The organism is Secundilactobacillus collinoides DSM 20515 = JCM 1123, assembly GCF_001435975.1.
Classification (GTDB): Bacteria; Bacillota; Bacilli; order Lactobacillales; family Lactobacillaceae; genus Secundilactobacillus; species Secundilactobacillus collinoides.
Genome location: NZ_AYYR01000014.1, coordinates 1 through 13,992 on the forward strand (window position 1 = coordinate 1; position 13,992 = coordinate 13,992).

Sequence of the window (13,992 nt, forward strand, 5' to 3'; positions counted from 1 at the left end):
GCTAGTCTAATTGGTCTAGTTATCAAGTGTTGCACTTCAATTTTAAATCGGGGTTTCCTCTTTTCTTTCAAATGCCAGCCCCATTGTAGCAAAAAACGGCGCATTCGTCAGCAAACAGTGTCTTTTTTCTGAGGTCACCTTGACAGGCGCGGTCATTCAGACTACAATTTGGTTTATTAAAAATTAATGAGGGATAGCTCTTTCATCTGATTTTTTAATTAAAACATACTAATTTTTTTGAGGAGTGGTCTGTTTGGCAAAAGCACCAGAACCATCTACAATTGATTGGGCCAACTTAGGCTTCAATTACATGGATTTACCATATCGTTTCTTAGCTCATTATTCTGATGGCAAGTGGGACGATGGTGAATTAACAGAAGATGCAACGTTACATATTAGCGAAGGTTCCACTGGTTTACACTATGGACAAGCCGATTTTGAAGGCTTGAAGGCCTACCGCACAAAGAACGGCGAAATTAATTTATTCCGTCCAGATCGCAATGCAGCTCGGATGCATAAGAGTTGTGAACGCCTGTTGATGCCTGCCTTCCCAGAAGACAAGTTTATCGCAGCCGTTAAGTCAGTTGTTAAAGCTAACGCTGACTATGTTCCGCCATATGGCACAGGTGGGACTTTATACTTACGGCCATTGATGATTGGTGTTGGTGGTAACATTGGTGTCCACCCAGCCCAAGAATATATCTTTACCGTATTTGCAATGCCTGTTGGTGCCTACTACAAGGGCGGGGTTACACCAACGAACTTCACCACGTCTTACTATGACCGTGCTGCACCTCATGGGACTGGTCAGTCTAAAGTCGGTGGGAACTACGGTGGTAGTTTGCTTCCTGGTGACGAAGCCCACAAGGCTGGTTACTCAGACGTTATCTACCTTGATCCCGCAACCCATAAGAAGATTGAAGAAGCTGGTTCAGCTAACTTCTTTGGTGTTACTAAGGACAACGAATTCGTTACGCCAAAGTCAGATTCTATTTTGCCTTCGATCACTAAGTACTCATTATTATACTTAGCAGAACACAATTTAGGCATGAAGCCTGTTCAAGGTGACGTCTTTATTGACGACCTTGACCGCTTTACTGAAGCTGGTGCCATGGGTACTGCCGCAGTTATCGCCCCAATCGGCGGGATCGAATACCACGACAAGTTACACGTGTTCTACAGTGAAACTGAAGTGGGTCCTGTTACTCAGAAACTTTACGACACCTTGACTGGTATTCAGTTCGGTGACGTTGAAGCTCCTGAAGGCTGGATTCAAAAAGTGCCATTAGACTAATTTATAGAGTTACGAAAAATCGGGATCAAGGTCCCGATTTTTTTGTGCGCTCCAGGATTCGGGCGGGAAGCCTGTTGAGGCCGTAACCTGCTTAAATCGCTGTCGGAACACAAACGGTGCGTCAGCAATTTGCGTCCTGGCAATGCACTATGCTCGTTTGTTATCTTAAATTGTTTCTTTTCAGTCTTGTGCTAAACTGAAAACATCGTCAAAAACTATACGAGGAAGTGGCTGCAGGTTATGGTAGCGTATTCGAAAACGATTCGTGATATCAAAACACTGGTTGAAGAGGGGGTCGTGCCCGGTGTCAGTTATGCGTTTATTGACGGCGACCAGGTTCAAAGCGGCCTGTATGGTGCTGAGCAGCTGCTGCCCGGTTACGAACCGCTTAAAGAAAATCAGCTTTACGATCTGGCATCACTGACTAAGGTCGTTGGCACGGTCAACGTCATTTTACAACTGGTTGATGAAGGTCAGTTAAAGCTCGCTGATACATTGCACGCTTACCTGCCAGAATGGGCAGATTCCAGCGTAACAGTACGCCATCTGATAACCCACACATCCGGGATTACGGGCTACATTCCAAACCGAAACAAAATGCCGGCAAGGGAACTGCACGATGCGCTGCTGAACTTACACGTCGGTCCTGATTTTGAACAAAAGATGGTTTACTCAGACATCAATTTTATCTTTCTTGGTTGGGTTGCGGAAGCCATAACGGGTACGCCGATCCAGCAACTCATTACAGACCGGGTCTTAAAACCGTTAAAAATGACCCACAGCACGTTTGCACCTAGTGATCCGACCATCTGTGTTCCAACCGAAGTATCGGCTACCAGGGGCTTGATTCGTGGTGTTGTGCATGATCCCAAAGCGTTCATTCTTCGCGACCGGTGCGGGTCAGCAGGATTGTTTGCGACTCGTGATGATTTGGTGAAGTTTGAACAGGCTATTTTGAGTGATACCCACTCGCCGATTCCTGACCCATTCAGAGCTCAGATTGCTGAGGATCAAACACCGCTGGGAACACAGGGCAGGTCGTTTGGCTGGGCTTTGCTACCAGTTTCGGACGCCCATCCGCACCAGTGTATCTGGCACAGCGGGTATACTGGGACCGCCATTGTTCTGGATCTTGCAACCAACCAAGGCTTTGTTTTTTTGTCGAACCGCGTACATCCAGATGCGCCGAATGAACCGTTTTTGGCACGGCGCAATGCGATTATTGCCACCTATCTTGATGAGAAACGTACGGCGGGTTAAACTAGTTAAAAATGAAGCACTAGCGGCACGATTTTAAATCATTGTTCGAGAATGTGTTTCTTAGAGCAAGTAGTGGCGTGTAATGGATTGCTGGTAGTAAAATAGCAACGGGTAATCTAGTTTTGCGTTGCTGGCAATGCGGGGTCCAGAATAATTTCGATATTATGCAAATGTGATTTTGGCCAACGTTTTTTGGGGCAGCACTAGTGCGCCCCATTTTTAAGCCAGCTGCCAGTTGGGTTGCTGATTTGCGACTTATATTATTATTGACGACCGGGTGCTGCTTACCTGGCTGAAACGAGTACCACAAGGCGGAAAATTCGTGCATAAACGTCTTGTGCCGCTCTCTACGGAGGATACACATGAAACGAAAAGTTAACGAAGCACCCAAGCTGCAACGGTCCATGACCGCTGGGCAAATGGAAATGATTTCGCTTGGGGGTGCCATTGGTGTCGGTCTGTTTATGGGGTCGAGTTCGACCATTAAATGGACAGGCCCTTCAGTTTTACTGGCCTACATGTTTGTCGGCCTGATCCTCTACATCGTCATGCGCGCCTTGGGCGAGATGATCTACGTCAATCCCGGCACCGGGTCATTTGCGGATTATGCCACCGAATATGTGCACCCGCTAGCCGGGTATCTCGCCAAGTGGGCCAACGTTTTTGAGTACATCGTGGTTGGAATGTCTGAAGTCGTGGCTGCAACTGAATATTTGAAGTATTGGTGGCCGCACATTAATGCCTTTATTTCGGGTCTCATCATCATCGGCTTTTTACTGGCGGCAAACCTGGCAAGTGCCAAGGCCTATGGGCCTTTGGAATTTTGGTTTGCAATGATCAAAGTGCTGACGATTATTGCCATGATTCTTCTGGGGCTTGGTCTGATCTTCTTTGGCTGGGGCAACGGCGGTCATCCGATCGGGCTGAGCAATCTTTGGTCACACGGCGGTTTCTTCACCGGCGGCTTTTCGGGCTTCTTCTTCTCAATGTCGATCATTGTCGGTTCCTACCAAGGCATTGAACTGCTGGGCATCTCAGCGGGGGAGGTCGCCAACCCGCAACAAGCCATAATTAAGTCCGTTAAATCCGTATTATTCCGAATCCTGATCTTCTACGTTGGTGCCATTTTTGTCATCGTGACCATTTATCCATGGAATCAACTGAGCAGTCTCGGCTCACCATTCGTTTCAACGTTTGCTAAGGTTGGCATCACGGCCGCGGCTTCGGTAATCAACTTTGTGGTCCTGACGGCAGCTTTGTCAGGCGCAAATTCAGGTATCTACTCCTCAAGCCGGATGCTGTTTAAACTCGCACACGAAGGTGACGCACCTAAAGGCTTTGGCCGGTTGTCAAAACGAGTTGTGCCGGATGTTGCTATTTTGGGTATTTCAGGCGGGATCCTGTTAGGCTTTATCGTGGATACGCTGGCCTCAACTTACAGCAAATCGACCTCGAACTTGTTTGTGGTCGTCTTCAGTTCATCAGTCTTGCCGGGGATGGTCCCGTGGTTCGTCATTTTGTTAGCCGAATTACGATTCCGCCAGAGTAATCCGAAGGTCATGGCAGACCACCCGTTTAAACTGCCACTGTACCCATTTTCAAACTACTTTGCGTTTGCGATGCTGTGGGTGATTGTTGCCTTTATGTTCGTGAACCCGGATACGCGCGTCTCCGTGTTTGTTGGTGCGTTTGTGCTGATTTTGGCAACGGTGGTGTATCTTGTTCGTCACCGCGGTGAGAAATTTGATTGATCAAAAAAACGCTTAGTCCTTAGGGACTGAGCGTTTTTTGTTGTCTGATTAAAAGGTTGCCGCAATCGGCAGAGCTTCCTGCTTTGAAAAATCGGCATCGGGGTAGCGGCGTTTCAGTGCCGCTACCAGCAGCCGTTTAGCTAAGTTGCCGTTTCTGGTCAGAATCGGGCCGTGGAAGTAGGAGCAGTAGGTGTTTTTGTAAATGGCACCTTCCGTGTGATCTTCGCCGTTGTTGCCCTTGCCCTCAACAACGTTACCTAAAGGTCTTTCACCCTTACCCAGATAGGTTTTCCCCTGATGGTTCTCAAAACCATGGTAGGTTTCGCCGTTTTCAGCGTTTTTGATGACGATGTCACCGATGAACCGGTTGTGATCCTGGGGCAGGGTGTAGTGGTCAAGCGCGCCGATACCGGGAATCTTGTCGCCTTTGGCATCAATGTAGTAGTGCCCCAATAGTTGATAGCCGCCGCAAATCGCTAAGACTGGGCCGCCGGATTCAATGAAGTCGGTTAATGCCTGTTTTTTAGTCTGAATATCCTGGGAAACGATTTCCTGTTCGAAATCCTGACCGCCACCGAAGAATGCCATGTCGTAGTCGTCAGCATTGAAGTCTTGGTCCAGACTGACCACCTTAACGTTTAAGTGTACGTCCATTTGTTTGGCATAGTATTGCAGTGCCAAAATGTTCCCCACGTCACCGTAAGTATTCATGAGGTCCCCGTAAAGGTGAGCCACGTTTAATTCGTAGGTCATGCGCCCATTCCCTCCTTGATATAGCCCTTTTCAGCTAATAATTTACGTAATTGTAACACAGCTGTGTAGGTTGCCAAAACATAAACGTTTTCGGTTGGCAAAGTCTTAATCTTTTCCAACACATCACTGAGCTCTGGGACGATTTCATGCTTGTCATCAGGCACCCCTGCGACCTTTAAGCGGAAGGTGATGTCTTTGTAACGCTCACCGCCAGTGATGTAGGCGGGAATATTTAATTTCGGCAGATCTTCAAAATTGCCGTCCCAGATCCAGCTCGTATCGATCCCGTCTGCGTAGTTGGCGTTTAACAGGCCAACAAATGAGAAGGGCTGTTTGTCGGTGCTGATCATATCGAGCACCTGGTTTAACCCAACCGGATTTTTAACCAGAATAAGGGTTACCTTTTTGCCATCAACGTTGATTTCTTCCTGACGTCCGAAGACCTTCTTATCTTCGCTGAATGCTGTGTTGATCTGTTCGGGGGTAACATCAAAGAACCGACCGACCGCGTAAGCAGCCAGTGCGTTATAAATGTTGTACATCCCGCCAATCTCAATTTTCATTGGGCTGTGATCAACTTCAAACGAGGAACTCTTTGGCGTCCGGTCGCCGACTTTGGTCAGTTTGTAGGTCAATTCAGGACGCTTATAGCCGCAGTTGGGGCAGAAGTAGTCGCCCAAGTTGCTGTAGACCAGCGAGTGGTAGTGCAGGATATGTTGACACTTGGGGCACAGCACGCCATCCGTGTTTGGCTTAGCCTTCATGTCAGTTGTCTTATCGTCGCTGTCCTGATCAAACCCATAATAAACGATGGGGTTCGGCAGGTTTTTAGAGTGGAAAATAGGGGCATCGCCGTTGGCAATGATCGTTGCGTCAGGAGCCAAGGCTACGCCGTCGATAATTTTTTGGTAGGTGGTGTAAATCTCACCGTACCGGTCCATTTGGTCACGGAAAATATTGGTGAAAACGAACGCCTTGGGCTTAATGTAGCGGGTCACTTTGATGACGTTTGCTTCATCAACTTCCAAAACGGCAATTGGCCGGTTACCCTTGGCCTTCGGGGCGCGCAGGAACGTGGTGACGATACCCTGTTCCATGTTGGAGCCGGTCGGGTTAGTGAGAATGGCATGATATTTTTGTTTCAAGACCCGCACCGTCAGTGCCGTGGTCAGCGTTTTACCGTTGGTACCAGTGATGATCACAACATCGTAATTTTGACCAAGGTGTTTTAGAATATCCGGATCAATTTTGGTTGTAATCTTACCAGGCAGCGAACTGCCACCCTTTAAGAATGTGTGTAAAAACCAGTAGGATGATCTCCCCGCAAAGGCGGCAACGCTACTTCGTAATGTCATTTTTTTCGCTCCTCTAGATCTGACGGGTGATGTTAATTAACCACCCAAACTAAGCTTTTATTTTACCATGCCTAGGGCCTAATGGTGTGAGAAACAACGAGTTTTAATCAAAAATATGAAATATTGGGGTATCCAGCAACCAAAACCACTAGTTCTCATCTTAAACGCACTATGCTATTATGCTATAATGGATGAGAAATTTGCAGAAAGAGTGGAGACCATTGGCGCAATTATTTTTTAAGTATGGTGCAATGAATAGTGGGAAGACCATCGAAATCTTAAAGGTGGCCCACAACTACGAAGAGCAGAACAAACCCGTTATCATCATGACCAGCGGTGTCGATACCAGAGCCGGTGTTGGTAAGGTGTCGAGTCGCATTGGTCTTGAACGTGAAGCGGTGCCGATTTATAAAACGGACAACGTATATGATAAAGTCAAAGGTATTAACGCGCATGCAAACTGTGTCCTGATCGATGAGGCCCAGTTTCTGACCAAGGAGAACGTGTTTCAATTGGCCAAAATCGTGGATGACCTTCACATTCCTGTCATGGCATTCGGGTTGAAAAACGATTTTAAAAACGAATTGTTTGAAGGCTCAAAATACCTGTTGCTTTATGCTGACAAACTCGAAGAAATGAAGACTATCTGCTGGTTCTGTGCTAAAAAGGCGACCATGAACCTGCGTTTCCACGATAATAAACCCGTTTACGAAGGTGAGCAGGTGCAGATCGGCGGCAACGAGTCGTACTATCCCGTTTGTCGACGCCACTATTACAACCCACCGTTAGATATGCTGGGTCAGGACGCCTCTGACTTGTAGCTGACCTGCAGCAACCAAGTGAAGGTGACCGGTTTACTGACGCAAAGAGATAGGAGAAATAAAGAATGGACGAAATGTTCGACAGATTACAGGCGGTCGTTGACCGTTACGACGAACTGAATGAATTGATCAGCGATCCTGAAGTGATTGCTGACACGCAACGGTTCATGAAGTTATCAAAAGAGGAAGGCGAACTGCGGGACACGGTGGAGACCTACCGAAAGTATAAGGCTGTCACCGACCAGCTTAACGATGACAACGATATGCTGCACGAAAAGCTTGACGATGACATGGAACAAATGGTCAAGGATGAAATTAAAGAATTAGAACCGCAGAAGGCCAAAATCGAAGACCAGATCCGCGTGTTGCTGCTGCCTAAGGATCCAAACGATGACAAAAACATCGTGATGGAAATTCACGGTGCTGCAGGCGGGGATGAAGCCAGCTTATTTGCTGCTGACCTTTTCAACATGTATTCACGTTACGCTGAAAAACAGGGCTGGAAGGTTGAAATCGTTGACCAAAGTGCGACTGAGGTTGGCGGTTTTAAGGAAATCGTGATGCTGATCTCCGGCGACAAGGTTTACTCAAAACTCAAGTATGAGAGTGGTGCGCACCGGGTCCAACGGGTGCCCGTCACTGAATCAGCAGGTCGGCTGCACACCTCTACCGCAACGGTCGGGGTCATGCCCGAGGCTGAGGATGTGGACATTGACATCGACCCGAAGGACATTCGGACGGATGTTTACCGGTCATCTGGTGCTGGTGGCCAACACATTAACAAAACAAGTTCTGCTGTGCGGATGACCCACTTGCCGACCGGTATCGTTGTGGCCATGCAAGATGAACGGTCACAACAGCAAAACCGGGCCAAAGCCATGCAAATTTTGCGGGCGCGGGTCTACAACTACTACCACGAGCAGGAAGAAAATTCCTACAATGCCGAACGGAAATCTGCCATTGGAACTGGGGACCGTTCCGAACGGATCCGGACTTACAATTACCCGCAAAACCGGGTAACGGATCACCGAATCGGATTGACTCTCAACAAGCTAGATAAGATCATGAACGGCGACTTAGATGACGTTATCGATGCGCTGATCTTGTACGATCAAACGCAAAAGATGGAAGAGCTGAACCATGGCTAACATGACCTACTTAGAAGCCCTGCGATGGGCTTCTTTGCGTATTCAGAGCAAGGCGTTAGATGAGTCAGCGGCAAACTATCTGATGCTGGCGTTAAACAATATGGATCAAACGCACCTGTTGATGGCTTACCGGGAGCCAATGCCAGCAGCGGCGTTGAGTCGATTCCAAGAGGCCATTGAACAATATGTTCAAGGCACGCCGCCGCAGTACATCGTTGGTACGGCGGATTTCTATGGCCGTTCCTTTACAGTGACAGATCAGGTGTTGATTCCGCGTCAGGAGACAGAAGAGCTCGTTGAGTGGGTTTTAGACACGATTCCTGCAACGCCGGCAAGTGTTCTTGATGTTGGTACCGGCAGCGGGGCCATTGGGCTGACACTCAAGGCTGAACGTCCCGACTGGCAGGTGACGCTCACTGATATTTCCGATGGGGCAGCCAAGGTTGCCCAGGAGAATGCGGCACGGTTGTACAGTGCGGTGACTATCCAAGTGGGCGATTTATTGCAGCCGGTCAGCGGGCAGTCGTTTGACGTGGTCGTCAGCAACCCGCCGTACATTGACCCAACTGAGGTCAGTGTGATGGATGATGACGTCGTTAAGAGCGAACCGCATCTGGCACTGTTTGCAGCCCATAAAGGTCTTGCCATATACGAACGGCTGGCACAACAACTGGCTGACAAGGTCGTGACCACCAGCCATTTATTTGTGGAGATCGGCTACCAGCAGGGTCCCGATGTTAAACGGATTTTTGAAGCAGCGTTCCCAACGGCCACGGTTACCATCAAACAAGATATTGCAGGCCACGACCGTATGGTACACGTGGTATTCACAGAAGACTAAGGAAGTTAAACAATATGGAAACTAAAATTTACACGCTTGATCAGATCGATGAAGCCGCAGCCGCCTTAAAAAAGGGCCAGCTGGTGGCTTTTCCAACGGAAACAGTTTACGGTTTGGGGGCGGATGCAACCAACGTTGAGGCTGTCAGCCACGTCTATGAAGCCAAGGGCCGACCAAGCGATAATCCGTTGATTGTGACGATTGCGGATGTTGCTACGCTGGAAAAATTTGCTCAGCCGCTTTCTGACCAAGTTAAGTTGCTGATCAAGACATTTTGGCCAGGGTCTTTGACTATTATTTTACCGTTGAAAAAAGATGCGCTGTCGAAAACCGTAACTGGCGGCCTTGACACTGCAGCGTTTCGGATGCCGGCAAACGCGGCAACGTTAAGTTTGATTCGGACCGCTGGTGTGCCCATCGTTGGGCCGTCAGCAAATACGTCCGGCAAGCCGAGTCCGACCCTGGCTGAACATGTTTATCATGACTTAAAGGGGAAAATTGCGGGCATTTTAGATGATGGCCCAACCGACGTCGGCGTGGAGTCAACGATTATCGATATGTCCACGGATGTGCCGACCATTTTGCGGCCCGGCGCAGTGACGGAAGACCAGTTAGCAGACGTTCTCGGCACGGTTCAGGGCAATAAGCATAAGGTTGGTGCTAACGAAACGCCAAAGGCTCCTGGAATGAAGTACAAACATTACGCCCCTGACGCTCAGGTGGAAATTGTGGACCATCCTAGTGACTTTAAGGCGGCTGTTGATTGGGCTGGTCAACAAGCAACAAAGGTTGGTTTAATGGCAACCGATGATATTTTAGCCAAACTCGATGTTCCGGCTAACGTTGAAACGTATTCGCTTGGAGCTGACGTTGCTGCGGCAAGTCATTTGTTATTTGCCGGATTGCGACATTTTGATTTGGAGACTGAAGTGGCAACGATTTTCACCCAAGGATTTAGCAATGACGGTTTGGGCGCCGCTTACATGAACCGGTTGAATAAGTCAGCCGGCGGTGTACATTTTACGAACAATAAGTCAGTAGATAAGTAATATTGTTCGGTATAGACCCTTTCATTTTTAGCAAAAATTTGGTAAAGTAGTCTTATCAAATGCCAAGGAGCTGATTGTGTGAACTATCAAGAACAAGATCCAGAATTATGGCAGGCTATCGCAAATGAAGAGGATCGCCAAGAACATAATATTGAACTGATTGCTTCTGAAAACATCGTTTCACAAGCTGTACGTGCTGCTCAGGGGTCCGTTTTGACTAACAAGTATTCGGAAGGGTATCCCTCAAAACGCTACTATGGCGGTAACGAATACATTGACATTGTTGAGAACCTGGCCATTGACCGGGCAAAGAAACTGTTTGGCGCTGAATATGCTAACGTGCAGCCCCACTCAGGGTCGCAGGCCAATCAGGCTGTGTACGCCGCTTTTTTGAAGCCTGGTGACACGATTCTTGGCATGGGTCTGGATTCCGGTGGCCATTTGTCACATGGTGCCAAGGTCAACTTCAGTGGGAAACTGTATGAAGCGTATAGCTATGGTCTGAATCCTGATACTGAATTGCTAGATTATGACATGGTTCGCGACGTGGCTAAGAAGATCAAGCCGAAAATGATCGTGGCGGGTGCTTCAGCCTATAGCCGGATCATTGACTGGCAAGCTTTCCGTGACATCGCTGATGAGGTTGGCGCTTACTTGATGGTCGATATGGCACACATCGCCGGTTTAGTGGCCGCTGGGCTGCACCCGACACCAGTTGGGATTGCCGATGTCGTAACGACAACCACGCACAAGACGCTTCGCGGACCTCGCGGCGGTCTGATCCTATCACAGGAGAAGTATGCTAAACAGATCAATTCCGCCGTCTTTCCAGGGACTCAAGGCGGCCCGTTGGACCATGTGATCGCTGCCAAGGCAACGATGCTGAAGGAAGATCTGCAGCCTGAATTTAAAGACTACGCGGCGCAAATTATTAAAAACGCCCAGGCCATGGCTGACGTCTTTAATAAGAGTGATAACATCCGGGTCGTTTCTGGTGGAACTGATAATCACTTGATGACGCTTGACCTGACGAAGACTGACTTGAACGGGAAACAGACGCAAGAGTTGCTGGATTCTGTTTCGATCACGACCAACAAAGAATCAATTCCTAACGAACCGCTAAGTCCTTTCAAGACGTCCGGTATTCGGCTAGGGACGCCGGCAATCACCACCCGTGGCTTCAAGGAAGCTGACGCAGCCCAGGTCGCCGAATTGATTGTGAAAACGATTGAGAACCATGATAATGAAACAGCGTTAGACGAAGTTAAAACTGGCGTTCGTGCGTTGACGGATGCACACCCGATCACTGCTAATGTTGCTGAAATTGAATTTAAGTAATAAAAGTGAACCTTACTTCGCTATGTAAATTAACTATATTATGGTAGAAAATTATCAAAGGATAGGTTATTTACAGAAAATGACACATAAATGAACCGCCTGACATGCAAAAGAGTGTGACAGGCGGTTTGTTTATGTTTTTTTCTTCCATTATATGTAAGGGCTTACAAGAACACTTTATGTGTTAATCGACAAATAACCGCTATCCGTATGTAATCTCACGAATGGTGGGGTGTATTGGCGAAATTGATAACGGTACTTATTGTTTTCAGACTGGGATACTATTACTAGGCCCAGTAAGGTATTCGGGTTCATTATGGTCAATTATCGGCTGGTGGTGAAAGTCGCGTCACTAAACATGAAAATCCGGCTTCTTTTTTATCTTTTTGCCGTTCAGCCATTTATTCAGTGGGGTGTGTAATGGTACAATGAAAGAAATCATAAAGGAGTGTCAACTCATGGGCAAGTTTCAGGTTATGGATCACCCACTGATCCAACACAAACTGACAATCATTCGGAACAAAAACTGCGGAACGAAGGTATTCCGCGAAGTCGTCGATGAAATCACAACGTTAATGGCGTACGATGTCGCGCGGGACATGCCATTGGAGGACGTTGAGATCGAGACCCCAATCGCTAAAATGACGGCCAAGACCCTATCTGGTAAAAAAGTTGCCGTTGTGCCGATTTTACGGGCAGGCATCGGGATGGTCGATGGTATCCTAAAGTTGATTCCGGCTGCTAAAGTTGGTCATATCGGAATGTATCGTGACGAGGAGACCCTTGAACCGCATGAATATTTCGTAAAACTGCCTGCTGATATTGAACAGCGTCAGGTCTTTGTTGTGGATCCGATGTTAGCCACGGGTGGGTCAGCCATTATGGCAATCGATGCCCTGAAGAAGCGCGGTGCAACCAACATTAAGTTTGTTTGTTTGGTGTCCGCACCAGAAGGGGTCAAGGCATTACGTGAAAAGCACCCCGACGTCGACATCTATGCCGCTGCCCTGGACGATCATCTGAATGAAGATGGTTACATCGTTCCCGGGTTAGGGGATGCCGGTGACCGGTTATTCGGTACTAAATAAACGTCAGATTATAAAAACAATCAGTTTCAGATTTCGGCAATATCGCTGTTATCTTGGCGCTGATTGTTTTTTTGTCATAAAATGTGACAAGAATACTTTGTATTTTTGCTGAAACGGTGGTAGAATTCTGATTGTATTTTGTGATAAATCAGGTTGTCTTTAAGGTGCGATTTGAGTTATCATTCATATGCCGCAATAATTAGAAAAATGGATTCTAGTTAGATTAAAAATCGACTGGCGCCATCGAATATTCTTGCGTTAATTTGGTTTGAAAAGAGGTGATACTCTGTGGGAGATCCATCTTCAGTTCCTACCTTTCAACTCGGAGGGCTTACGTTTAACGTCACGAATATGATTTCGGGACTTATTGCGTTTGTGCTCGTTTTTTTGTTTGTCTTTGCGCTTTCGCGTCATATTACAATGAAGCCGGGTCGCGGACAGAACATTTTGGAATGGCTCGTTGACTTTACGAATAATATTCTAAAGGGTTCTATTCCAGGCAACGAAACGAGTGCGTTTGGGCTATATGGATTCACCTTGTTCTTGTTCCTGTTTGTTTCCAATGAACTTGGGCTATTCATTCAAATTTCCCTTGGTGGAAAAGATTGGGTTCGTAGTCCAACATCTGACCCGATCGTTACCATGACATTTTCTCTTGCCACGTTAATGATCGCGCAGTACGCTGGTGTAATGAAGTTTGGTTGGAAAAAACATTTCTCAGGATACTTAAAGCCGTTCGTTTTTTGGCTGCCGATTAGTATTTTTGAGGAATTTACGAACTTCCTAACGTTAGGACTTCGTATCTTCGGTGTCATTTACTCAGGTGAAATGTTGTTGAAGATTATCGGAGAGATGGCCTTTTCTGGTGGAATTGCATCCTTTGGGGTCGCAGTTGTACTGGCATTGGTCTGGCAAGGTTTCTCGGCATTCCTTGGGGCCATTCAAGCGTTCGTCTTTGTAACACTTTCGTCCGTCTACATTGCAGACAAAATCGAAATCGATTAGGCGAAAGAGAATTACTTAATACTTATATCATTTAAGGAGGATATACAGATTATGGGAGCTATTGCAGCAGGTATTGCCATGGCCGGTGCGGCTATTGGTGGTGGTGTCGGTGACGGTCTTGTTATTTCCAAGATGCTCGAAGGTATGGCACGCCAACCAGAATTATCTGGTCAATTACGTACTAACATGTTTATCGGTGTTGGGTTGGTTGAAGCCATGCCTATCATTGCCTTCGTTGTCGCTTTGCTTGTTATGAACAAGTAATTTCGATAACACTTAGTTTGCTTAC

At 47.3% G+C, this 13,992-nt stretch carries 13 protein-coding genes; 11 read left to right on the plus strand and 2 right to left on the minus strand.

Annotated features, from left to right (window positions below; all coding sequences use genetic code 11):
- Positions 1-253 precede the first annotated feature (253 nt).
- The 3 genes from FC82_RS03985 (at position 254) to FC82_RS03995 (ending at position 4,305) form a co-directional block, all read left to right on the plus strand.
- Positions 254-1,294, plus strand: coding sequence for a branched-chain amino acid aminotransferase (locus FC82_RS03985; protein ID WP_056996272.1), 1,041 nt, complete (start codon positions 254-256; stop codon positions 1,292-1,294).
- Between the two features lie 240 nt (positions 1,295-1,534).
- Positions 1,535-2,554, plus strand: a complete 1,020-nt coding sequence (locus tag FC82_RS03990) for a serine hydrolase domain-containing protein (protein ID WP_054760801.1) — start codon at positions 1,535-1,537, stop codon at positions 2,552-2,554.
- 362 nt (positions 2,555-2,916) lie between these two features.
- A complete protein-coding gene (locus FC82_RS03995) occupies positions 2,917-4,305 on the plus strand; it encodes an amino acid permease (RefSeq protein ID WP_054760796.1) in 1,389 nt (462 codons plus the stop codon).
- Between the two features lie 48 nt (positions 4,306-4,353).
- Here the strand turns inward: FC82_RS03995 and FC82_RS04000 are convergent, their stop codons facing one another.
- Positions 4,354-5,058 (minus strand): type 1 glutamine amidotransferase, encoded by a 705-nt coding sequence (locus FC82_RS04000; protein ID WP_054760794.1) that lies wholly within the window; start codon positions 5,056-5,058, stop codon positions 4,354-4,356.
- Positions 5,055-6,413 (minus strand): Mur ligase family protein, encoded by a 1,359-nt coding sequence (locus tag FC82_RS04005; RefSeq protein ID WP_056996273.1) that lies wholly within the window; start codon positions 6,411-6,413, stop codon positions 5,055-5,057. The genes FC82_RS04000 and FC82_RS04005 overlap by 4 nt, the downstream gene beginning before the upstream one ends.
- A gap of 221 nt (positions 6,414-6,634) precedes the next feature.
- Here FC82_RS04005 and FC82_RS04010 point away from each other — a divergent pair, with 221 nt between their 5' ends.
- The 8 genes from FC82_RS04010 to atpE all read left to right on the plus strand — a co-directional run bounded on the left by FC82_RS04010 (position 6,635) and on the right by atpE (position 13,967).
- The gene (locus FC82_RS04010) at positions 6,635-7,234 is read left to right on the plus strand and encodes a thymidine kinase (protein WP_153021001.1); all 600 of its coding nucleotides are present in this window, start codon (positions 6,635-6,637) and stop codon (positions 7,232-7,234) included.
- Between the two features lie 65 nt (positions 7,235-7,299).
- Positions 7,300-8,382 carry a peptide chain release factor 1 gene (gene prfA, locus FC82_RS04015; RefSeq protein ID WP_054760790.1) on the plus strand — a complete coding sequence of 361 codons (1,083 nt, stop codon included), beginning with the start codon at positions 7,300-7,302 and terminating at the stop codon, positions 8,380-8,382.
- Positions 8,375-9,223 (plus strand): peptide chain release factor N(5)-glutamine methyltransferase, encoded by an 849-nt coding sequence (gene prmC / locus FC82_RS04020; RefSeq protein ID WP_056996275.1) that lies wholly within the window; start codon positions 8,375-8,377, stop codon positions 9,221-9,223. Before prfA ends, prmC begins: the two co-directional genes overlap by 8 nt.
- 14 nt (positions 9,224-9,237) lie before the next feature.
- On the plus strand, positions 9,238-10,272 hold the full coding sequence (locus FC82_RS04025; protein WP_056996276.1) for an L-threonylcarbamoyladenylate synthase: 1,035 nt from the start codon (positions 9,238-9,240) through the stop codon (positions 10,270-10,272).
- 78 nt (positions 10,273-10,350) lie between these two features.
- Positions 10,351-11,610, plus strand: a complete 1,260-nt coding sequence (glyA, locus tag FC82_RS04030; RefSeq protein WP_056996277.1) for a serine hydroxymethyltransferase — start codon at positions 10,351-10,353, stop codon at positions 11,608-11,610.
- A 458-nt stretch (positions 11,611-12,068) separates the two neighbouring features.
- Entirely contained in the window at positions 12,069-12,698 is a 630-nt protein-coding gene (gene upp, locus FC82_RS04035; protein WP_056996278.1) for a uracil phosphoribosyltransferase, read from the plus strand.
- Between the two features lie 288 nt (positions 12,699-12,986).
- Entirely contained in the window at positions 12,987-13,703 is a 717-nt protein-coding gene (atpB, locus tag FC82_RS04040) for a F0F1 ATP synthase subunit A (RefSeq protein ID WP_056996279.1), read from the plus strand.
- Positions 13,704-13,754: 51 nt separating this feature from the next.
- Positions 13,755-13,967, plus strand: a complete 213-nt coding sequence (gene atpE / locus FC82_RS04045) for a F0F1 ATP synthase subunit C (protein ID WP_054654092.1) — start codon at positions 13,755-13,757, stop codon at positions 13,965-13,967.
- Positions 13,968-13,992: the final 25 nt, after the last annotated feature.